Origin of the sequence: Streptomyces sp. NPDC050997, from assembly GCF_040660135.1 — a bacterium.
GTDB lineage: Bacteria > Actinomycetota > Actinomycetes > Streptomycetales > Streptomycetaceae > Streptomyces.
In genome coordinates this window covers 219,419-241,304 of the sequence record NZ_JBFAGK010000004.1, presented here as the reverse complement: position 1 = coordinate 241,304, position 21,886 = coordinate 219,419, and the positions used below count along the sequence as shown (strand labels likewise).

General features: G+C 70.8%; 17 protein-coding genes. 3 read left to right on the top strand and 14 right to left on the bottom strand.

Annotated features, from left to right (window positions below):
- Positions 1 to 22 precede the first annotated feature (22 nt).
- Positions 23 to 820 carry an SDR family oxidoreductase gene (locus tag AB0H86_RS11050; RefSeq protein ID WP_362435787.1) on the top strand — a complete coding sequence of 266 codons (798 nt, stop codon included), beginning with the start codon at positions 23 to 25 and terminating at the stop codon, positions 818 to 820.
- A 40-nt stretch (positions 821 to 860) separates the two neighbouring features.
- Here AB0H86_RS11050 and AB0H86_RS11045 read toward each other — a convergent pair whose 3' ends face one another.
- The 6 genes from AB0H86_RS11045 to AB0H86_RS11020 form a co-directional block, all read right to left on the bottom strand.
- The gene (locus AB0H86_RS11045; protein ID WP_362435785.1) at positions 861 to 2,354 is read right to left on the bottom strand and encodes an SDR family NAD(P)-dependent oxidoreductase; all 1,494 of its coding nucleotides are present in this window, start codon (positions 2,352 to 2,354) and stop codon (positions 861 to 863) included.
- 103 nt (positions 2,355 to 2,457) lie between these two features.
- A complete protein-coding gene (locus AB0H86_RS11040) occupies positions 2,458 to 3,798 on the bottom strand; it encodes a wax ester/triacylglycerol synthase family O-acyltransferase (protein WP_362435783.1) in 1,341 nt (446 codons plus the stop codon).
- A gap of 167 nt (positions 3,799 to 3,965) precedes the next feature.
- Positions 3,966 to 6,569, bottom strand: a complete 2,604-nt coding sequence (locus AB0H86_RS11035) for a PA14 domain-containing protein (protein ID WP_362435781.1) — start codon at positions 6,567 to 6,569, stop codon at positions 3,966 to 3,968.
- Between the two features lie 185 nt (positions 6,570 to 6,754).
- On the bottom strand, positions 6,755 to 7,975 hold the full coding sequence (gene glgC, locus AB0H86_RS11030; protein WP_362435779.1) for a glucose-1-phosphate adenylyltransferase: 1,221 nt from the start codon (positions 7,973 to 7,975) through the stop codon (positions 6,755 to 6,757).
- A gap of 51 nt (positions 7,976 to 8,026) precedes the next feature.
- A complete protein-coding gene (glgA, locus tag AB0H86_RS11025) occupies positions 8,027 to 9,178 on the bottom strand; it encodes a glycogen synthase (RefSeq protein ID WP_362435777.1) in 1,152 nt (383 codons plus the stop codon).
- Between the two features lie 38 nt (positions 9,179 to 9,216).
- A complete protein-coding gene (locus AB0H86_RS11020; RefSeq protein ID WP_362435775.1) occupies positions 9,217 to 9,972 on the bottom strand; it encodes a (2Fe-2S)-binding protein in 756 nt (251 codons plus the stop codon).
- A 209-nt stretch (positions 9,973 to 10,181) separates the two neighbouring features.
- Here AB0H86_RS11020 and AB0H86_RS11015 point away from each other — a divergent pair, with 209 nt between their 5' ends.
- Positions 10,182 to 11,441 (top strand): DMT family transporter, encoded by a 1,260-nt coding sequence (locus tag AB0H86_RS11015; RefSeq protein WP_362435773.1) that lies wholly within the window; start codon positions 10,182 to 10,184, stop codon positions 11,439 to 11,441.
- On the opposite strand, the gene AB0H86_RS11010 is transcribed toward AB0H86_RS11015, so the two are convergent.
- Positions 11,431 to 12,681: a transglycosylase family protein gene (locus tag AB0H86_RS11010; protein ID WP_362435771.1), complete on the bottom strand. Its 1,251-nt coding sequence runs from the start codon at positions 12,679 to 12,681 to the stop codon at positions 11,431 to 11,433. The genes AB0H86_RS11015 and AB0H86_RS11010 overlap by 11 nt on opposite strands.
- A 294-nt stretch (positions 12,682 to 12,975) precedes the next feature.
- On the opposite strand from AB0H86_RS11010, the gene gndA reads away from it, so the two are divergent.
- On the top strand, positions 12,976 to 14,415 hold the full coding sequence (gene gndA, locus AB0H86_RS11005) for an NADP-dependent phosphogluconate dehydrogenase (protein WP_362435769.1): 1,440 nt from the start codon (positions 12,976 to 12,978) through the stop codon (positions 14,413 to 14,415).
- A gap of 795 nt (positions 14,416 to 15,210) precedes the next feature.
- Here the strand turns inward: gndA and AB0H86_RS11000 are convergent.
- The 7 genes from AB0H86_RS11000 to AB0H86_RS10970 form a co-directional block, all read right to left on the bottom strand.
- Positions 15,211 to 15,882, bottom strand: coding sequence for an arylsulfatase (locus AB0H86_RS11000; protein WP_362435767.1), 672 nt, complete (start codon positions 15,880 to 15,882; stop codon positions 15,211 to 15,213).
- A 34-nt stretch (positions 15,883 to 15,916) separates the two neighbouring features.
- Positions 15,917 to 16,261, bottom strand: a complete 345-nt coding sequence (locus tag AB0H86_RS10995; RefSeq protein WP_362435765.1) for a GNAT family N-acetyltransferase — start codon at positions 16,259 to 16,261, stop codon at positions 15,917 to 15,919.
- 28 nt (positions 16,262 to 16,289) lie between these two features.
- Positions 16,290 to 16,709 carry an aspartate 1-decarboxylase gene (gene panD, locus AB0H86_RS10990; protein ID WP_362435763.1) on the bottom strand — a complete coding sequence of 140 codons (420 nt, stop codon included), beginning with the start codon at positions 16,707 to 16,709 and terminating at the stop codon, positions 16,290 to 16,292.
- Between the two features lie 712 nt (positions 16,710 to 17,421).
- Entirely contained in the window at positions 17,422 to 18,387 is a 966-nt protein-coding gene (locus tag AB0H86_RS10985) for a PfkB family carbohydrate kinase (RefSeq protein ID WP_362435761.1), read from the bottom strand.
- A complete protein-coding gene (locus AB0H86_RS10980) occupies positions 18,384 to 19,859 on the bottom strand; it encodes a cytosine permease (protein ID WP_362435759.1) in 1,476 nt (491 codons plus the stop codon). The genes AB0H86_RS10985 and AB0H86_RS10980 overlap by 4 nt, the downstream gene beginning before the upstream one ends.
- A gap of 49 nt (positions 19,860 to 19,908) precedes the next feature.
- Positions 19,909 to 20,934 carry an ADP-ribosylglycohydrolase family protein gene (locus AB0H86_RS10975; RefSeq protein WP_362435757.1) on the bottom strand — a complete coding sequence of 342 codons (1,026 nt, stop codon included), beginning with the start codon at positions 20,932 to 20,934 and terminating at the stop codon, positions 19,909 to 19,911.
- Positions 20,931 to 21,650: a GntR family transcriptional regulator gene (locus AB0H86_RS10970; RefSeq protein ID WP_362435755.1), complete on the bottom strand. Its 720-nt coding sequence runs from the start codon at positions 21,648 to 21,650 to the stop codon at positions 20,931 to 20,933. The genes AB0H86_RS10975 and AB0H86_RS10970 overlap by 4 nt, the downstream gene beginning before the upstream one ends.
- Positions 21,651 to 21,886: the final 236 nt, after the last annotated feature.

The following is a 21,886-nucleotide window of genomic DNA, read 5'->3' as shown; positions in this document are numbered from 1 at the left end:
ACCGTCATGAGACGGTACGGCGATGACGTCGTCGTACGGACTCGAGGGCAGGGCCGCCGTCGTCACCGGGGCGACGCGGGGGATCGGGCGGGCCGTCGCCGAGCAGTTGGCCGGGGCCGGCGCACTGGTGTGCGTGACCGCTCGTGACGGCGACGACGTACGCCGGACCGCCGAGGAGCTGGGCGGCATCGGGCTGGCGGGCAACGTCGCCGACCCGGGACATCCGGCGCGGGTCACGGAGCTGGCGCTGCGCGAGTTCGGCCGGATCGACGTGCTGGTCAACAACGCGGCGACCAACCAGCCGTACGGGCCGCTCATGGACGCCGACCCGGACCTGTGGCGTACGGCCTTCACCGTCAACGTCGAGGCACCACTGCGGCTCGTCCAGCACGCGTGGCGGGGGTGGATGCGGGAGCACGGGGGCTCGGTGGTCAACATCTGTACGGAGGGAGCCGGCCACGTCGGTCCGCATGTGGGCGCGTACGGCACGAGCAAGGCCGCGTTGCTCCACCTCACCCGGCAACTCGCGGGCGAGCTCGCGCCGAAGGTACGCGTCAACTCCGTCTCCCCCGGGCTGGTGCGGACCGAGATGGCCCGGTTCGTCTGGGAGCCGGCGGAGACGGAGATCGCGGCGGGGCTGCCGCTCGGGCGGATCGGGGAGCCCGAGGACGTGGCACGAGCGGTGCTGTGGCTGGCGTCGGACGCGGCACGGTGGGTCACGGGGGCTGATCTGCTGGTGGACGGTGGGACCCGGGTCCGCCCCGCCCACACGGCACCCATGGGGCGCGGGGAACCGCGGGACCGTACGACCCGCGGTTGACCCCGGCGCGACCGGCCGGTTCAGGCCCGGCGCGCGACTGCTACCACTTGCCCGGCGCGTAGTCCTTCAGGAAGACGCCGTACACGTCCTCGCCCTCCTCGCCGCGCACGATCGGGTCGTAGACGCGGGCGGCGCCGTCGACCAGGTCGAGCGGGGCGTGGAAGCCCTCCTCGGCGAGGCGCAGCTTGTCGTAGTGGGGGCGTTCGTCGGTGATCCAGCCGGTGTCGACCGAGGTCATGAGGATGCCGTCGGTCTGGAACATCTCCTGGGCGCTGGTCCGCGTCACCATGTTCATCGCGGCCTTGGCGGCGTTCGTGTTCGGGTGGCCCGCGCCCTTGTAGCCGCGGCCGAAGACGCCTTCCATCGCCGAGACGTTCACGATGTACGCACGGTGGCTCGTCGTCTTCCTGGCGGCCTCGGCCATGACCGGGCGGAGCTTGCTGATCAGGATGAACGGCGAGGTGTAGTTGCACAGTTGGGTCTCGAGGAGCTCCACCGGGGAGATCTGCTCGATCGTCTGCACCCAGGTGTTGCTGTCGACGACGTCGGGGACCAGGCCGCCCGCGTCGATGGCGGTGCCGTCGAGGTACCGGGCGACGCTGGCGTTGCCCGCGACCAGGGCGAGGTCGGCGACCTGCTGTGCGTCGAGGCCGCTGATACCGGCGGGCAGGGTGGCGAGACCGTCGACCGCGCCGGAGCCGAAGGCGCCGATGACGTGGTGGGCGGGCAGCTCGCCGGCGGGCAGCGGGGCGCTCTCGCCCTCCACCAGGGCGGCGTAGGCGGAGGGCAGACGGCGCACGGTCTGGGTCGCGTTGTTGATGAGGATGTCGAGGTGGCCCGCCTCGGCGACCTGGTCGGCGAGGGCCACGGCCTGCGCCGGGTCGCGCAGGTCGATGCCGACGACCTCGAGGCGGTGCAGCCAGTCCGCCGAGTCGTCCATGGCCTTGAAGCGGCGGATGGCGTCCTTCGGGAAGCGCGTGGTGATCGTCGTGTGCGCGCCGTCGCGCAGCAGCCGAAGCGCGATGTACATGCCGATCTTGGCACGGCCGCCGGTGAGCAGGGCGCGCTTGCCGGTGAGGTCGGCGCGGGCTTCCCGCCTTGCGCGGTTCAGGCCGGCGCAGTCGGGACACAGCTGGTGGTAGAAGTAGTCGACCTCCACGAACCGGGCCTTGCAGGTGTAGCAGGAGCGGGGGCGCTGGAGGATCCCCGCGATCCTGCCCTCCTCGGTGACCGACGACGGCAGGATGCCCTCCGTCTCGTCGTCGATGCGCTGGGCGGAGCCGGTCGCGGTGGCCTCCGTGACCGCCTTGTCGTGGGCGGTCTTGGCGGCCCTGCGCTCCTGGCGGCGGCGCTGCTTCACGGTGCGGTAGACGCCCGCGGTGGCCCGGCGCACGGCGATCGCGTCGGGGTGGTCGACGTCCAGCTTGTCGAGTTCGTCGAGCACGCTCAGGCAGACGGCCAGCCGCTCCGGGTCGATGCCGGGCCCGTACACCACCTCGTCCGTGGTCGCCGAGCCGTTGTCTGTCACCGTCATGGCCGCTGCCGTTCCCTGGGTCTTCCGCGCGGCGCTCCGTCGGCTCCGCTTTCGAACGGCGAATTTTACGACAGCGTCGGGCCTCGGCGCCAAACCGCGAGGGTCACACCTCGCAGGCTGTGATCAGCGTCTCGACCTCCTCGGCGAGGGCCCGGGCCAGCAGGTCCAGGTCGGGGACGGCGTGGGCGTCGGCGACGAGGCCGTAGTGGACGCGTCCGCGGTAGGTCGAGACGGCGACGGCGAGGGACTGGCCGCGGGCCAGCGGGGCGAAGGGGTAGACCTCGGTGACCGGGTTGCCGCCGAGCTTCAGTCCGATGCTCGGCAGGGGCACGCTGGTCACCAGGATGTCGAACCAGAGCCGGGCGGCCTGGCCGACCAGCGGTCCGCCGAGCCGGTGGCCGAGCGCGGGCACATGGTCGGCGAGCAGGGCGACGGCCCCGGCGCCCCGGTTGGGGCCGGCGTCCTTGTTGCGGTCCATGGCGGCACGGACCGTGGCGAGGCGCCTGAGCGGGTCCCGGTCGGCGACGGGCAGCCGCATCAGGTAGCCGGAGAGCCGGTTGCCCTGCGGGTGGGCGGTGCGCGGGCGGCGCTTGGAGACCGGGATCAGGGCCCGGGGCGCCACGCCCTCGCTGCCGTCGCCGCGTTCGTCGAGCCAGCGGCGCAGGGCGCCCGCCACGACCGCGATCAGGACGTCGTTGACGGTGCCGCCGACGACCTTGCGGACGCGGTGCACGTCGTCGAGGTCGACGACCACTCCGGCGGTGCGGCGGGTGCCGGTGGACTCTGCGGAGAGGGCCACGGAGGAGCGCACGTCCAGGGTGGAGCGGGCGACGGAGGCGCCGATGTCGAGGGCGCGGCCCACGTTCGACAGGGCACCGGACAGGGCGCCGCGCACCACGTCCGGCAGTCTGCGGACGTCCGGGAGGAGACCGCGCGGCGGCTCGACGGGACGGGGGCGGGGCGCCGGCATGTCCATCGGGTCGAGGACGGCGGCGGCGAGCGTCAGTGCTCGCAGTCCGTCGGCCAGGGCGTGGTGGAACTTGAACAGCACGGCGAACGAGAGGCCGTCCTCCCCCGGCAGCACATGTGCCTCCCACGGCGGCCGCTCGCGGTCCAGCGGCCGCTGCATGAGGCGGCCGGCCTCGGCCTGGAAGTCCGCGGTGGGAGCGCGCAGGGTGACGTGGTCGAGCGGGTCGAAGTCGGGAGCGGGCTCCCGGGCGGCCCCACCGAACGCTGTCGGGAAGCCCAGGGGCCACACGTCCCGGATCCGCATCCGCAGTCCGGGCACCGCGGCGGCCCGGGCGGCGAGCAGATCGGCGGCGTGGGCCCCGGCGGTGGGCGAAGGGGCCGCGAAGACGCCGAGTGCGCCCAGGTGCATCGGGTGGTCGGCGGATTCCATGTTCCAGAACGCCAGATCGAGAGGGGCGAGCAGATCAGACGTCAATGGCTTGCCTCGCTTCAACGACGGGTGAGTCAGCAGTCAACCGCCCACAGGCGATTACGGTCAAGCACGGTCATGCTACGCACAGTTAAAAACAGATTAAGTCCCGCCCCACGGAAGGGGCGGGACTCATGGGCCGTCTGTGGTCAGATCCGTTTCCGCGCGGCCCCTCAGGCCGCCGGGCAGCCGGCGGGTGCGGCCCGGGAAGCGTCCCGGATCAGTGCCTCGTGAGCGGCCTTCAGCCGCGCCACGTCCGGCTTCAGCACCTTCCGGTCGTAGGTCAGCAGACCGTTCAGCTCACCCTCCACATCCGAGATCTGCGTGTATACGGCGCCGTTGCCGCCCCGGCAGGCCAGGGCGTGTACCTCGTCGAGCTTGGCCAGGTAGTCGTCGGTGTAGGTCGCCGGGTCGACGTCGACGTACGACTGCTGGACCGACCAGGCGTGTCCGGGCACCGCCAGCCCCAGTCCGCCGTACTCACCGCTGACCAGGGCACGTCTGCCGTCCGGGCGGGGCGGCAGGGCGGGGCTGGGGTAGCCGTGCTCGTCCATGATGTCGCCGGCGCCGCCGTCGGCGCCGAGGTTGAGGCCCGACTGGTTGTTGACCAGGCGGGTCGGGTCCCAGGCCTTGGCCTGCTCGGCGACGCGCCCGATGTCGTACTGGCCCCAGCCCTCGTTGAAGGTCACCCACATGACCACCGACGGGCTGCTGATGTGCTCGTCGATCAGCTCCTTCATCTCCCGCTCGTACTCGGCGCGGGCGGCGGCGCTCGGGTTCACCCCCGCGGTCATCGCGGGCATGTCCTGCCACACCATCAGACCCAGCCGGTCGGCCCAGTAGAACCAGCGGTCGGGCTCGACCTTGATGTGCTTGCGGACCGAGTTGAAGCCCAGCTTCTTGTGGACCTTGAGGTCGTACGCGAGGGCCTCGTCGGTCGGCGCGGTGTGCAGTCCGTCCGGCCAGAAGCCCTGGTCGAGGGTGGCCATCATGAAGACCGGTTTTCCGTTGAGGACCGTGCGCGGGACACCGTCCACCTGTTCGACGGCGATGGAGCGCATGCCGAAGTAGCTGCCGACACGGTCGCCGCCGACGGTCACCTTCAGGCCGTAGAGGAACGGGTCATCGGGCGACCACAGACGCGGGTCGTCGATGGTCAGGGTCAGCGGCCCGCCGGTCCGGCCGCGCGCCGTGGCGACCCTGCGTTTGCCGTCGTACGCCGTCGCCGTGATCGGTACGCCCGCACGGACCCCCTGTGCCTCGACGGTGAGCCGGCCGCCGTCGACGTCCGGGGTCAGCTTGAGCGAGTCGACGTGGTCGGGCGCGACCGGCTCCATCCACACCGTCTGCCAGATGCCCGAGCTCGGCGTGTACCAGATCCCGCTCGGGTCCAGGCGCTGCTTGCCCAGGGGCGGGTTCTCACCGTTCGCCGCGTCCGTCGGGTCGTACACGCCGACGATCAGCTCCTGGGTGCGGCCGGGCTTGAGCGCGTCGGTGATGTCGGCGCCGAACTTGTCGTAGCCGCCCTGGTGCTCGACGACCTTCGTGCCGTTGACGTACACCTCGGACCGCCAGTCGACCGCGCCGAAGTTGAGCCGCAGACGCTTGCCCGAGCCGACGTGCCAGTCGGCGGGGACCGTGAAGGTACGCCGGTACCACATCCGGTCCTCGTGCCGCTCGATGCCGGAGAGCTGGGACTCGACGGGGTACGGGACGAGGACGCGCTCGGCCAGGGTCCTGCCGACGGGCGGCCGCTCACCCGCCTCGGCGGCGGCGAACTGCCAGCGCCCGTTGAGGTTGCGCCAGGCGTCACGGGTCAGCTGCGGGCGCGGATACTCGGGGTGGGCGTTGTCCGGACCGACCTCGTCGGCCCAGGGGGTGCTCAGTTGGTACGTGGAGTGGTTGGAGCCACTGCTCCAGAACGCCCCGACAACGTTGCCCTCGGCGTCGGTGATGCCGCCGCCCCCGTCGTAGCGGAGGTCGGCCGTGCCGCGTGCGGTGCCGGTCTTGTTGCCTACGACGGGTTCGTCGAGGGCGACGAGCAGGGCACTCGGGTCCGCGGGGTCCGGCTCGGCGGCGCCGAGCGGCCAGGTGGCGCCGCCGATCACCGCGTCGAGGTGGTCGGTCAGAGCGGCCGGGGGCGGGGCGAGGCGCTGGGCGAAGTCGAGCCTCAGGGTGCGGCCGTCACCGAGGACGGTGGTCGCGATCGGCCCGTCGTAGTCGAATCCGGCGGGCAGCCGGAAGGCCGACTGCGGTACGGCCTCCTTGCTGCCGCCGGGCTCGGTCCAGCGCAGATGGAGGTTGGAGCCGCCGTAGTGCTCGAAGTACTCGATCTTGATGTCGTAGGCGGTGCCGGCGGTCAGCTCGATCGGGGCGGCGGTCTGTTCGCGGTCCCAGTCGTCGACCCAGTGGTCGATGAGGAGCCGGCCGTCGATCCACAGCCGGAAGCCGTTGTCACCGATGACCGAGAAGGCGTGCGGACCGGTCAGCTCCGGCACGATCCGGCCGGTCCAGCGGACGCTGACGTCGTCCGCTCGGCCGGTGGCGGCGGCGAGGCGCGGCTCCAGGGTGTCGAAGTCGATGGTCGGGTCGAAGGTGGTGGCCTTGAGCTCGTGGAAGTCGAAGGCACCGGGGGCGGACTGGGTGTAGTACTCGCCCTTCAGGCCGCGGGCCTCGACGAAATCGTCGGCCAGGGCGGGTGCCGCGGTCAGCCCGGCGAGGCCGAGGAGCACGGCGAGCAGCAAGGAGAGTCGGTTTCTGAGGCGGGTGAGATGCACGCAACCCCCATAACAACGTTGTCATGAACCGGAGTTGGCATGACAACACGGATTCCGCCTTCCGTCCAGGGACATGACAACGTGACATCACGACAGCCCCGGTGCGCACGGGACACCGGGGCTGGTCAGGGGGCAGGGGCAGGGGCGGGGGGCAGGGGCGTCGGGCCAGGGGGCAGGGGCGGGGGTCAGGGCACCAGCTGTCCCTTCCCGAGCGCGATCACCCCGCCCTTGGAGACCGTGTAGAGCTCCGCGTCCCGCTCCGGGTTGACGCCGATCGTCGCCCCCGGGGGCACCTCGACGTTCTTGTCCAGGACGGCACCCCGCACCACCGCGCCCCGCCCGATGTGCACGTTGTCGTGCAGCACCGAGCCCTGGACGACCGCGCCCGGATCGACCACGACCCCCGGCGAGAGCACCGACCGGGTGACCTGGCCCCGGATCAGTGATCCCGCGCTGATGATGGACTCGCTGGCGATGCCACCGGCGTTGAAACGGGCCGGGGAGAGCTGGCCGGAGTGGGTGTAGATGGGCCACTGCCGGTTGTAGAGGTTGAACGCGGGCCGCTCGGCGATGAGGTCCATGTGGGCCTCGTAGTACGCGTCCAGGGAACCCACGTCCCGCCAGTAGCCCCGGTCGCCACTGGTCTCGCCGGGGACGTGGTTGGCGCTGAAGTCGTACAGGTGGGCCTCGCCGCGACCGGTGAGCTGGGGCAGGATCGAGCCGCCCATGTCATGCACGGAGTGCGGGTCCTCGGCATCCCGCTGCAGCGCCTCGATGAGGGCCTTGGTGGTGAAGACGTAGTTGCCCATGGAGGCGAACACGGACTCCGGGTCGTCGGACAGTCCGGGCGGCTCGGCGGGCTTCTCCAGGAACCGCTCGACCGTCTGGCCGTCCGAGCCGGGAGTGATCACGCCGAACGCGGACGACTCGCCGCGCGGGACGCGTATTCCGGCCACCGTCACACCCGCGCCGCTCTCGATGTGCTGGTTGACCATCTGGCGCGGGTCCATGCGGTAGACGTGGTCGGCACCGAAGACGGCGACGTACTCGGGGCGTTCGTCGTAGATGAGGTTCAGGGACTGCAGGATCGCGTCCGCGCTGCCCAGGTACCAGCGGGGGCCGAGGCGCTGCTGGGCCGGGACCGGCGTGATGTAGTTGCCGAGCAGACTGGACATCCGCCAGGTGGTGGTGATGTGCCGGTCCAGCGAGTGCGACTTGTACTGCGTGAGCACGCAGATGCGCAGGATGTCGCCGTTGACGAGGTTGGACAGGACGAAGTCGACCAGGCGGTACGTGCCGCCGAAGGTGACCGCGGGTTTCGCGCGGTCCGCGGTCAGCGGCATCAGCCGCTTGCCTTCTCCGCCCGCCAGTACGATGCCGAGCACCGAAGGACCACCACGACGCATGGCCGCTCCCCTCACCCTCGTTGATCCATCCCTGCCCTCGCACAGGGCCGCCTACGCCTGCTTGAGGATCTCCTCGTAGAGCCGGACCGTGCGGCGGGCGACCGCGTCCCAGCCGAACTCACCCACCGCGCGCTCCCGTCCGGCCTCGCCCATCGCCCGAGCGGCCGCCGGATCACCGAGGACCGCGTCCAGCGCCCGCGCGAGGCCCGTCTCGAAGTCGTCGTCCACGGGGACGAGTACCCCCGTCCGTCCGTCGTCCACGACCTCGGGGATCCCGCCGACCCGGGACGCCACGACGGGGGTTCCGCAGGCCATCGCCTCCAGGTTGACGATCCCGAGGGGCTCGTACACCGAAGGGCAGACGAAGACCGCGGCGTGGGTGAGGAGCTGGATCACCTCGGGGCGCGGCAGCATCTGCGGGATCCAGTGCACACCCTCGCGGACCCGGCTGAGCTCCTGGAACAGGTCGCGGAACTCCTGGTCGATCTCCGGTGTGTCGGGGGCGCCCGCGCACAGCACGACCTGCGCCGTCGGGTCGATGTCCCGCACCGCCCGCAGCAGATGCGGCACGCCCTTCTGGCGGGTGATACGGCCGACGAAGAGAACGTACGGGCGGGCCGGGTCGAGGCCGATGCGGCGGAGCACGTCGGTGCCGTGGTCGGGCCGGTAGAGGGTGGTGTCGATGCCGTTGTGCACGATGTGGACCTTGGCCGGATCCAGCGCCGGGTAGCAGCCGAGAATGTCCTCGCGCATGGCGCCCGAGACGGCGACCACCGCGTCGGCGCTCTCGATCGCGGTGCGCTCCGCCCAGCTGGACAGGGCGTATCCGCCGCCGAGCTGCTCGGCCTTCCAGGGACGCAGGGGCTCCAGCGAGTGCGCGGTCATCACATGCGGGATGCCGTAGAGAAGCTTGCCGAGATGGCCGGCGAGGTTGGCGTACCAGGTGTGGGAGTGGACCAGTTCGCGGCCTTCGAGGCCGGCGGTCATGGCGAGGTCCACGGAGAAGGTGCGCAGCGCGTCGTTGGCGGCGTCCAGCACCGACCAGGGGCGATGCCGGATCACGCCCTCCGCGCGGCCCTCGCCCCAGCAGTGCACGTCCAGGTCGACGAGGGACCTCAACTCCCGGGCGAGGAACTCGACATGGACGCCCGCACCGCCGTACACGTCCGGCGGGTACTCCCGGGTCAGTAGTCCCACTCGCACCCGGAACCCCCTGTCTCGACGGCTGATGACCTTCATGGTCACCCAGATGCGGCGCGTGGGGAAGAGCGCGGGGGTCGTGGGAAGCAACAGTCACCGCAGACCCCGCCGCCGGGGACGCGGTAGTAGAGGCAGCAGCTGCGGCGCCGGAACGCGGTTCCGGTGAGGGTGCCGGTGCCGGCGAGGAGGGGGTGGGCGAGGAGTTCCGCCGTGAGTTCGCGGGCCCGGTCGCCGACGTCCGTACGACCGTGCGCCCGCGCCCAGCCGTCCAGCTGACGGGCGGCGCCCGTCAGCGCGGAGGCGGCGTTGCCCCACAGCAGGCCTTCGGCGACGCGGTGGCGGGCGTGCAGGACGGCGGCCAGCGGTCGCAGGTGCGCGTTCAGGACGACGTCCGCGAGGGTCTCCGCGTCCGCGGGCAGGGGCCGTACGGCGGTCAGCCACAGGTCGTCGGGGGCGGTGCCGTCGGGGTCCCAGTGCAGCAGCCGCGGGTCGAGGTCGGGGACCTGGTCGTAGTGGGCGGCGCAGCCGAGGGCCGTCGACCACAGGCGTGCGGCGAGGCCCTGCTGGGCCACCGAGGCCGCGATCCGCATCTCGGGAGCGCGCAGGACATTCGCCACCTTGTTGACGCGGAAAGCTATAGAATGTCCATAGACGTCTGACGACCTTTCCTCGTATGCGTGCGCGAGCGTCGGCAGCGGTGGTCGGCGCCCTCCGGTCGTGCGGAGGACGAAGAAGCCGCCGAGCGGGCGGAGCGCGGCGAGTTCGGGGTCGAGGTCCACGAAGACCAGTAATAGCAAGGCCCCTAGGGGTCACAACCAGGAGACCATGCCCTGGGTTCCCCACCTTGGGGATGATGGGGCCCGTTTCGTACTCCATCGGCAGTAGGACCCATTGCCTGCTCAGGTACGACGACGGGAAGAACTTTTCACGGGATCGTGTTGCCTATGGAAGCCGACCGTTCGTCGCGCCGGGCGCCCCGCCCCCGCCTCACGCAGAGGAGCAACTCATGAGTGCCCTCGCGTTGTCCGTGCTGCTGTCGCTCGTCTCCGCCGTCGCCTACGCGGCCGGAGCGATCGTGCAGGAGCAGGTCGCGGTGTCCTCCCCCGACGAACAGTACGCACCGCTGCGCCGCACGGGCTGGTGGGCGGCGGTCGGCCTGAACGGCCTCGGCGGAGTGCTGCACGTGGTGGCGCTCGCCTACGGCCCGCTGAGCCTGGTCCAGCCGCTGGGCGCGCTGACCATCGTGTTCGCCCTGCCGATGGCGGCCCTGTTCGTGGGCCGCAGGGCCGGGTCGACCGCCTGGCGCGGCGCGATCATGGCGACGGTGGGTCTGGCCGGTCTGCTCTCCCTGGTCGGCGCGTCCGAGGCGCAGTCGCTGGACACCACCCAGCGGGTGCTCGTGGCCGTGGTCACCGCCTGTGCGGTGGTCACGCTGATGGTCGCGGGCCGGGCCGCCCACCGGCAACCGGCGGTGCGCAGCATCCTGCTCGCGACCGCGTCCGGCATAGCCTTCGGCATGTCCTCGGTGTTCACGAAGACGGTCGCCGTCGACTGGACCGGCGGCGTCTCCGCGGCCGACGTGCCGTCCCTGGCCGTGATAGGCGTGCTGGCCACGACCGGCATGATGCTGTCGCAGGCCGCCTACCGGGGCGCCGGTCTCGCGGCCCCGCTGGCCACGCTCACGGTCGTCAACCCGGTGGTGGCGGCCGCGGTCGGCATCACGATGTTCGGCGAAACCTTCCGCTACGGCACGACGGGCACCGCGCTCGCCCTGGGCTGCGGTGTGGTCGCGGCGGGCGGTCTGATCCTGCTGACCACGGAGCGGATCGCGCGCACCCACGCCGAGGAGACGGCATCGCCGACGCTCCCCGAGCCCACCGGCGCTCAGTCCAGCACCACCGAGTCCAGCACCACCGAGCCGGTCCCCGCCCGGGATCCGGCCGTGCGCACCGTGGAACTGGCCGAGGGGCTCCTGGCGCTGCTGCCGGAACAGCAGGTCGCGGCACTGCGGAGCAGCGTGCTCGTCCCGTCGCTCGCGCCCGCGGACCTCGTCCCGGCACCGACGGCCCAGGACGTGCCCGTCACGGTCCCTGCCGACACCCCGGACGGCGTGATCATCCCGGCGCCCACCGCCCAGGGCGGTGGGCACGAGGAGCCGGAGCCTTCGGTGCCCGACAACGCCCTGAACCTCTACGGCCCCTTCTACGGCGGCCCCTACATCCCGCTGCCCGTCCTGGACCGGCACCGCACGCGCGTCAAATCCTGACGCCGCCGGCCCTCAGATAGGCAACCGGGTCGACGTCCGTTCCGAAACCGGGCCCGGTCCGCACCTCGAAGTGCAGATGCGGGCCCGTGCTGTTGCCGGTGGACCCCGAGCGTCCGATGCGCTGGCCGCCGCCCACCGTCTGCCCGGACTTCACGGAGATCGCCGACAGGTGGGCGTACTGGCTGTAGCGGCCGTCGGAGTGCCGGATCACCACCTGGTACCCGAAGGAGCCCTCCCAGCCGGCACTGACGACCTTGCCCGCCCCGACCGCCTTCACGGACGTGCCGGTGGGCACGGGGAAGTCGACGCCGGTGTGGTAGCCCTTCGACCAGGAAGAACCGGCCTTGTGGTACTGCGTTCCGGTGCCCGCGCCGACCGGCGCGACCAGGGAACCGCTCCGCGTGGCCTTGTCCTCGGTGCGCTCGTCGTCCTGGGTACGGGACTGTTTGTCCTGGGTACGTTTGTCCTGCGTGCGGGACGACGTCTTCTCGGCGGACTTGCCGCCCGCGCGGGTCTTCGGGGTGGCGGTGTCCTGGCCCCGCAGCTTCAGCCGCTGCCCGGGCAGGATCAGGTCCGGGTCCGGCCCGATGGCCTTCCGGTTGGCCGTGTACAGCCCCCGCCAGCCGCCCCGGACGCGCTCGGCGTCGGCGATGACGGACAGCGAGTCACCGCGCACCACCGTGTACATCTCCGCGGTCCCGGCCCGGGACTGGGGCGTGGTCTGCGGCTGCACGTCCGGTGCGGAGGCGCCCGACTTCTTGGTGGTCGCGTTCTTGGTGGTCGCGCCGTCCGCCTTCTTGGTGCCGGCGCTCCGGGTGCCGCTGTCGCGGTTGCCGGCGGGACGGATGTCAGGGGTGTCGCCACCCCGAGTCAGCCCGGCCCGCACCGAGCACGTTGGCCAGGCGCCGGGCCCCTGCCCGTCGAGCACCTTCTCCGCCACGGCGATCTGCTGGTCCTTGGTGGCCAGATCCGCTCGGGGCGCGTACCGCGTGCCGCCGTACGCCTCCCAGGTGGACTGGGTGAACTGCAACCCGCCGTAGTAGCCGTTGCCGGTGTTGATGCTCCAGTCGTTGGTCGACTCGCAGGCGGCGACCTTGTTCCAGGTGTCCACGTCGGCGGCCTGGGCCACGCCGGTGCCGATGAGCGGGATCGCCATCCCGGCACCGCCCACCGTCACGGTCAGCGAGGCGCGGTTGATCCTGTTCGGCTGATACCGGCGGTGCCGGCCGCGTACGGCCATGGAAAGCCCCCTCGACATGCGTCAGAAGGGGCAAAAGTAAATGCTGCGAACTGGCCATGACAAGACGGCAATCGGCCGCGATTCCGTCGAAGCGAACCACGGACGAACGGCAGTTGCGAAACGTCTGAGGAAGGTGGGGCCTCCTGTGCGTATCTGCCTGCGGAACGCCGGCCGGCCCGGACGTGCGGACGGTGTACCGGCACGTCACGATGGTCGGTGAGGCAGACTGGCGAGCACGACCGATACCCACGACGACCCGGAATCCCCCACCGGATCCCTTAGGAGCCACACCGCATGAGCACTTCAGCCCAGATCGGCGTCACGGGACTCGCGGTCATGGGCCGCAACCTCGCCCGCAACTTCGCCCGCAACGGCTACACGGTCGCACTGCACAACCGGACGGCGTCGCGTACGCACGCCCTGGTCGAGGAGTTCGGCAGCGAGGGCGACTTCGTCGCGGCCGACACCGCCAAGGAGTTCGTGGCCGCGCTGGAACGGCCGCGCCGTCTGGTCGTCATGGTGAAGGCCGGCGACCCCACCGACGCGGTGATCCAGGAGTTCGCCCCGCTGCTTGAGCCCGGTGACATGATCATCGACGGCGGCAACGCGCACTTCGCGGACACCCTGCGCCGTGAGCGCGAACTACGCGAACAGGGCATCCACTTCGTCGGCATGGGCGTATCCGGCGGCGAGGAGGGCGCGCTGCACGGCCCGAGCATCATGCCGGGCGGTCCTGTCGAGTCGTACGACTCCCTCGGCCCGATGCTGGAGAAGATCTCCGCGAAGGCGGCGGACGGGACGCCCTGTGTGACGCACGTCGGTCCCGACGGCGCGGGGCACTTCGTGAAGATGGTGCACAACGGCATCGAGTACGCCGACATGCAGCTGATCGGTGAGGCGTACCAGCTGCTGCGCGATGTCGCCGGGTACGAGCCCGCGCAGATCGCGGACATCTTCCGCACCTGGAACACCGGCCGGCTGGACTCCTACCTCATCGAGATCACGGCCGAGGTGCTGTCCCACGTGGACGCGGCGACCGGCAAGCCCTTCGTGGACGTGCTGGTGGACCAGGCCGAGCAGAAGGGCACCGGCCGCTGGACCGTCCAGATCGCCCTGGACCTCGGCGTCCCGGTCTCCGGTATCGCGGAGGCGGTGTTCGCCCGCTCCCTCTCCGGCCACGCGGCGCTGCGCGAGGCCTCCCGCGGGCTGGCCGGGCCGAAGGCGTCCGCGCTGAGCGCGTCGGAGGCGGGTGCCTTCGCCGACCGGGTGGAGCAGGCGCTGTACGCCTCGAAGATCGTGTCGTACACGCAGGGCTTCCACGAGATCTCGGCCGGGAGCGAGGAGTACGACTGGAACATCGACCTCGGCTCCGTCTCCGCGATCTGGCGGGGCGGCTGCATCATCCGCGCCGCCTTCCTGGACCGCATCCGCGCGGCCTACGACACCCGCGCCGACCTGCCCAGCCTGCTGTCCGACGACACGTTCGCCCAGGAGATCGCGGCCGCCCAGGACGACTGGCGCGAGGTCATCATCGCCGCGACCCGCCAGGGCGTCCCGACCCCGGGCTTCGCCGCGGCCCTCGCCTACTACGACGCCCTGCGCGCCGAGCGTCTGCCCGCCGCGCTCACCCAGGGGCAGCGGGACTACTTCGGCGCCCATACCTACCGCCGGACCGACCGGGACGGCTCGTTCCACACCCTGTGGGGCGGGGACCGGTCGGAGGTGTCCGCTTAAGCGGCACGTCTGAACACGGCTGACCACGGCCGAACGGCGGTGGGCGACTTGAGGGTCGCCCACCGCCGTTGTGCTGGGTGCGGTGTCGTTCGCCAGGGCCGCTTACGCCGGGCGCGCCTTCGGCCGGGCCGACATCCGGGCGCCGGTACGCCCCGCGCGAGGGGAGCGCCGGGCGGCGGGAGCGCCGGGCGGCGGGAGCGCCGGGCGGCCTCACGTCAGCGGCGGGCCCGGTTCCGGTTGCGGTACGGGTTCCGGGCCCGGGGGGATCGGGGACGGGGAGGGCTCGGGCGTCGGACGGGGCTCCGGAGACGGGCCGGGGGCCGGTGGGCGTGTGGGGTCCGGAGCCGGGGGTGGTTCGGGGTTCGGTACGGGATCCGGGAACGGCTGCGGCGGTTGGGGATCCGGGCCCGGTGCGGGTCCCGGTGCGGGATCCGGCGTGGGTTCTGGATGGACGGGGTCCGAGTACGGATTCGTCATGGTGTCCTCCGGCCAGTCGGTCGACGTCGGCTCTGGACTACTCCCCCGCGTACCCGACGGCGGCGCCACCACTCACTCCCCCGCATGAAGCACCTGCCCCGGGTGGGCCGCCCGACGTGCGTCCAGCCATGGCTGCTTGGGGACTCTTCCGCCATGCCGGGCAACCCGCGCCCGGAGAGGGGTGGACACAGTCTGCGGGGGCTCGCCGCGCAGACATCGGCGCCCTGTGGGACGGCGCCCGTGCCCGCGCGGACACGCGGCTGAGGGAGTCCTCGCCTCAGCTACTCCCCCGCCTCCGCTACTCCCCAGCCTCCGCGGTTACTCCCCTGCGCCCCGCCCGGTGCTCACACGCCCTGCGGCCATCGCCTCCGCGCCCGCCGCCAGTCCGAGCCGGGGGCTGGACAGGACCGGGATCGTGGTCGTAACCAGGTGCTGGGCCGAAGCGGTCGAGACCTGGGCCAGCACGATCACGTCCGCGTCTGCCTCCTCGTCGGCCGCTGCCGCCACCAGGCGCAGCGAGCCCTCGATGTCACCCGCCTCGAAGCGCTGCCAGGCACCGGCGACGAGACGGCCGCGTACGGCGACGGGACGGCCTGCGCGGCGGGCCTCCTCCTCTATCAGGGCGGCCGTGGGGCCGAGGGTGCTCTCGACGGTGGCGAGGACGACGATCCGCGGGCCGGCGGCCACCGCCGCCGAGGCCATGGGGCGGTCCACCCGCAGCACCGACACCCCGACCGCGGGGGCTGCGGCCTCGGCGACGCCGCCGATGGACGAGCAGGTGCACAGCACAACCCGCGCGCCCAGGGCGACCGCACGCTCCAGTGCGGCGCGTACGTCGTCCTGGACTGCTTCCGGCCCCTCGGCGCGGGCCCGGCTCAACAGGTCCTCGTCGACGAAGTGCCGCAGTTCCAGGCCCTGGTGGTCCGCGTCGCGCAGGGCGTCGAAGACCGGGACGTGGCGGGGCGAGGTATGCAGAAGGGCGAGTGTCACGCGTTCTCCTCTACGTCCCTCCGCTCCTCCGGACTCAGAAACGGCCCGGGTGGGCCGCCAGCCACTGCTTCGCGGCGCGCAGCAGTTCGGGGTCGGCGGCCGGAGCCTCGTCGGGGTGGCGTTCGGCCCACTTGACGACGTACGGGCACAGCGGGGCGACGACGATTCCCTCGCGCCGCGCGATGGCGTACAGCTCGCGTGCCAGGGAGCCCGCGATGCCCTTCCCCTCGTGGGCCGGCTCGACGATCGTGTGCACGGGGACGAGCGCGCCCGCGGGCGACTCGAGGACGAAGTACTCGATGCGACCGACGACCTCACCCCCGCCGAACGCCTCCAGCCTGCCCGCCGCCCGGTCGTCGCGGATCTCTGTCTCGCTCATGGGCACGCTCCTGGTCCAAACGTCGGGGTCAGGCCACGACGGCCTGCGGGCTGCGCTCCTGGTCCGAGCCCGGCACCGGCTCGGACGGGTCGGCCCCCAGGGCCACGACACGGTTGTCCCGGTCCACGTGCACGACCCGGGGTGCGAACTCCCGTGCCTCGGCGTCGGTCATCTGAGCGTAACTGATGATGATCGCCAGATCCCCGGGGTGCACCAGATGGGCGGCGGCCCCGTTGATCCCGACGACCCCGGAGCCACGCTCGCCCTCGATGACGTACGTCTCCAGCCGGGCACCGTTGGTGATGTCGACGATGTGCACGAGCTCACCGGGCAGCAGGTCGGCGGCGTCCAACAGGTCCGCGTCGATGGTCACCGATCCCACGTAGTGCAGGTCGGCCTGGGTGACGGTGGCTCTGTGGATCTTGGACTTGAGCATGGTGCGCAGCATGGAACGGCTCCCGGTGTGTCTTCTGCTCCCTGCCTGTCTGTGCAGGTCAAAGGCGTTGTCCGGAGATTACATCGATTCGCACGTGCGGTCAGCTGTCGCCGGGTGTTCCAGGACTCACAAAATCTGCACAACCGACTGCGCTCCGGGATATGCGCCGCGGCTAGAGGCCGCTTTCGACCGACCGGATCTACCTCCTGTGGACCTGGACGACCCACAGCACGAAAAGCCCCTCCAGCATGCCTTGTTCTTGCCGCGGATGACGAGACTGCGGTGGTCGACTTCGTCCGCCGCCGGATCGTGCCCGTACTGCGGCAGATCGGCCGGCTCCCGCCGGACGACGACTGAGGAAGGCGGTACCTGTGCCGGGCCGACCGTGCCGAGGAAGTGTTCACAGGCTCAATGGCCAGACGATCTGCTTCACGGGTCGTGTTCTCGTCGACGGCCAGTGGGCGGTCAGAACGCACTGCGCCGAGAGAGCCAGGCGCCAGGGCGCAACCCCCAAGACCGACTTCTCGCAGAGGGTCACCCTTGTCGTCTATGGCGATCTGGCCAGCAAGGTCGTGACCGACGACCGTCGCACCTACAGCAGCACGCTCGTGGACGCCGAGGCCGAGCGCAGCCGGGGCCGGCACATCTTGCGTCGTCCACGGAGACGGCTTCTCGAAACTGCTGCGGGGGCGACCCGCACCGTGCCTGGAGCTGCCTGAGTCCGTCAGCTCAGTCCCAACGCACTCGATCTCTCCTCTCCCAGCAGCGCAGCCAGCTCGCCCCTGGTCGGCCCGGTCGCAGGACCCCGCCGTGTCACCGCCAACGCCGCCGCCGCGTTCGCCCCGCGCGCCGCATCGTAGGCGGATGCGCCCCGCCCCAGCAGCGCCAAAAATGCGCCAACGTGTGCGTCGCCGGCCCCGTTGCTGTCGACCGCGTTCACGGGAAACCCAGGGACGTGCACGATGTCGTGCACGCCCGGTGCCGCCAGCCAGCATCCGTCCTTGTCGGCCCGCACAATGATCCCGGCCCCGCTCCGCAGTCGCCCGCGCAGCACGTGCGCGGCTTCCCGCGGCTCCACCATCCCGGTCATCAGCTGGGCCTCCCGCGCATTGCAGCTCAGCCAGTCGGTCCGGGCCAGCACCGGGTCCAGGACCTCGGTCGGGATGTCCGCCACGAGCGGCGCGGGGTCCAGGCAGACCCGTACATCCTCCGCAAGGCTTGCGACCATACGGGACATCAGAGGGCCGTTCACCTGCATCACCAGGCTGTAGCCGGACACCTGCACCAGGTCCCCGCCGCGCACGGACGCGGCGATCGTCTCCGCCTCGTCCGAGGTCATCCGTGCGTCGACCCCGAAGCTCGTCACAAAGGTCCTCTCGCCTCCTCCGTCGACCAGCGCCACGCAGAACCCGGTGTCACCGTCCGAGCGCGCCGGGAGTACGAGCCCGATGTCCTCCGCCGCGAGCGATGCACGCACCAACTCTCCGTACGGGCCGGTGCCATGGAGCCCTGCGTAAAGGGCTTCGGCGCCGAGCCGACGCGCCGCGGTGAGTGTGTTGAAGCCTCCGCCCGCGTACAGCTCGGTGCGGGCCGCGATGACATCACCGCCGCGCTCGGGCAGCGCGGGCACATCGATGACCAGGTCGGCGATGACGTTCCCGGCGAGGACGACACGATAGTCGGTGTTCATCGGGTGGCGGCCTCCTCGAGCGTGGTGGAGGCGGTGGCGGCGTCGGCGGCCGCCGGTGGACGCCGTCCGAGCAGTGTGTAGGCCGCACCAGCCGTGACGATCGCGATGAGCCACCCGAGGCCGTTCGTACCGAGCCAGGAATCGGCCAACGGCCCGGCGAACCAGACGTCGTCCGCGCCGGTCGCCGCCTTGGTGAAGAGTAGCCCGGCTGCGATTGCGGCCAGCCACGCGACGACGGCGGGCAGGTGGAACCCACCGGTGTACCAGTAGCGGCCGCCGCGTCCCGTGTCCATCAGACCTTCCGGGTCGTAGTGCCGACCCCGCAGCATGTCGACGCCGATGACACCGATCCATGCAGAGATCGGCACGGCGAGCAGCGTCAGGAAGGTGCTGAACGGGCCGTAGAAGTCGTCTGCGATCAGCATGAAGTAGATGCCGCCGAGGAACATCAGGACGACGTCCAGAACGACAGCCCACGTGCGCGGCACCCGAAAGCCGAGCGTGATCATCGTCAATCCGGCCGAGTAGGTGGAGAGATGATTGGACATCAGCAGTCCGCCGAACGCCGCGATCAGATACGGAACCGCCATCCAGGACGGCAGCATCGCGTTGATCGCTGCGACCGGATCGGCGGAGGTGGCGAGCGTCGGATCACCAGCTGTGAGTAGTGAGCCCAGAGAGATCAGCAGCACGAGTGGAATGCCTGCACCGAGCGCCGAGGCGCGCACGAGCCGCAAGCCCGGGATCGCCTTCGGCAGGTAACGGGCGTAGTCCGCACCGGCGTTGGCCCAGCCGATGCCGGTACCCGCTGCGATGAAGCCGATGCCTGCGATGACGCTGCTGCCCGGGCCGGCCGGGTTGTCGAGCACCTTCGACCAGTCGACGGTCGCGACGAGGAAGCCCATCACGACGAGGTTCAGAATTCCGAAGGCCACTGTCGCCCACTTGTTGATCCACATGATGGTGGCGTGTCCGAGCCCACTGATCAGCAGTGTGCAGGCGATGAAGACCAGTAGACAGAGCAGTGTGAGGACGGTGCCTCGGCCGACCCCGAAGACCGTGTTGAGCAGGGCGAGCAGCGCGTACGCCGCTGTGGTCGTGGTGATCGTCTCCCAGCCGACCCGGCTCAGCCAGGTCACCAAGGTCGGCCCGTGGTTGCCGCGCTGCCCGAACACCGCACGCGAGAGCGTCAGGGCTGGGGCGCCGCCCTTCTTGCCCGCTATGCTCAGCGCGCCCACCAGCGCGAACGAGCCCACCGAACCGCCGACTGCAACGAATACGGCCTGCCAGATGTTCAGGCCGCGGAAGGCGACGAGGGTCGCGCCGAGCGGCAGCCCGAGGATTGAGATGTTGGCGGCGAACCACGTCCAGAACATCTGGCTTGCGTGACCGTGCCGTTCACCGTCGGGGACCGGTTCGATCCCACGGGTCTCCACGGTGCCGACGCGGTCGTTCTTCGTTGAAGCGGCCATCGCGGGACCTCCTTGCTTGTGCTCGGTACAGAGGGGAAATAGGGAGGATTCAGCGGGTGCGGTGGGTGAGCAGCTGCCGGGTCAGAGGTTCCAGTTCAAGATCATTGACCTCTTTCAGGGTGCGTACGGCGTCGTTGGGCAGGGCACTGAGCCCCGCCACGGCCCCGGCGATCGCACCCGCGATGGCACCGATCGTGTCGCTGTCACCACCGAGATTCGCTGCCAGTAGCGCGGAGCGCCACGGGTCACCGTCCGTGAGCGCCAGTACCGCGAACGCGGCCGGGACCGACTCCTGGCTGGCTACGCTGGTGCCGATGAGCGAGTCGATCCGGTCGAGCGCCGCTGCCGTGTCCAGGCCGGCCACCAGTTCGCGTGCCCAGGCGATACGGGCCGAGATGCTGGCGCCCGCGGTCCAGTGCCCGCGCCGGGCACCGGCCGCCGACATCGCGACCGCGGCGTCGAAGACGTCGTCGAGTGAGCCGCCGGCAATGCCTGTGGAGACAGCCGCAGCGACGGCCGCCGCCCCCGCGATCCCGACGGTCGTGTCATGCGTGACCTGGCAGGACTCGACGACCCGATCCAGGAACCGTTCCGTGTCGGTGGCATCGAATGCGATACCGACCGGCGTCACCCGCATAGCAGCGCCGTTCGTGGTGCCGTGCTTGCCTGCCTCCTTGAGGTCGGCGCCGCGTGCCACCGCGTCCAGGGCCACTTTCGTCGACGGCCCGAGCAGGTCGAACGATCCCTTGGCCTTCATCTCTTTCTCCCAGGACAGGAGTTCCTCGGCGAACCGCCGTGGATCGACGTGCCCGCCACCCTCGACCAGGAGCCGCGCCACGATCACCGCCTGGTCGGTGTCGTCGGTGACAGACCCGGCCGGCATCCCGGCGCTCACTGGGTTGTCGGACCGCGCGGGCTCGAAGCCACTCAGCGTGCCGTAGACCAGCGCGACATCGGCGTGGGACATGACCTGCGTCGGCATCCCGAGGGCGTCGCCCATGGCAAGCCCGTAAAAGGCGCCGAGGGCGCGGTCGAGCAGGGCGGGATCGGGTGTGGAAGTCGGTGTGGAAGTCACAGCTGGGCTCCTCGGCCAGTCCGTACATGCAGTTGGAACCTGGCCGGATCGAGCAGGCTGGTGACCTGTTCGACAACATCCCCGTCCGTATCCCGGTACACCTGGGCGACGCGGAGGAAGGACTCTCCGGGCGAGCGGTGCAGGATCTCGGCCTCGTCCGTGTTGAGTCCGGCGACGACGATATGCGCATCACTGGAGTCGGGGATGTGGCCCGCGGCCGTGAGGGTGCGGCTCAGGGAGCCGCCGTCGAGGCCGCGCTCGGGCAGGTCGGCGAGGCCCGCGACAGCGGGCACACGACTGAACTCCAGCGAGACTCCGTGTCCGCCGACCAACCGGCGGACACGATCGAGGGCGATGAACTGAGGTGATTCCAGGTTCAGTTCACCCGCGAGAACCTCGTCTCGTATCCGCTCGAAACGCAGGGTCTCGGTCGTCAGCTCGGTGCCCTGCTCAGCAAGTGCCCGTGTCCAGCCGAGCCGCTGGTCAAGGGGCGCCCCATCAAAGGTGACGATCGATCCGATGCCGGCGTGCGTCTCGATGAGTCCCTGCTCACCGAGGGCGCTGAGGGCCTGCCGTACCGTCGTCCGGCTCACCCCGAACCGCTCGCGCAGCACATGTTCGCCTGGCAGCTTGCTGCCGTCGACATGCACCCCCGCACGGATCTCCTCGGCCAGCACATGAGCGACACGATGATGTTTATAAACCTGTCCAGGCATGTCTAGAAGCTAGGCGCCAGATACCCAGCCTGTCTACACCTGTCCAAAACTTGTCCCGGACCCCCTGCACCCCGGAGCCAATTTTCCAACCTGGATTCCATCAGGGATCAGGCCCTGAACGAGGGCTGACCGCAGCGTGAGGGGCCCCGGGCGAATAGTGCCCGGGGCCCCTCACGCTGCGGTCAAGTGCAGGCTGATGCAACCGCTCCTTATCCCCTCGATGACAGCTTCGGTGC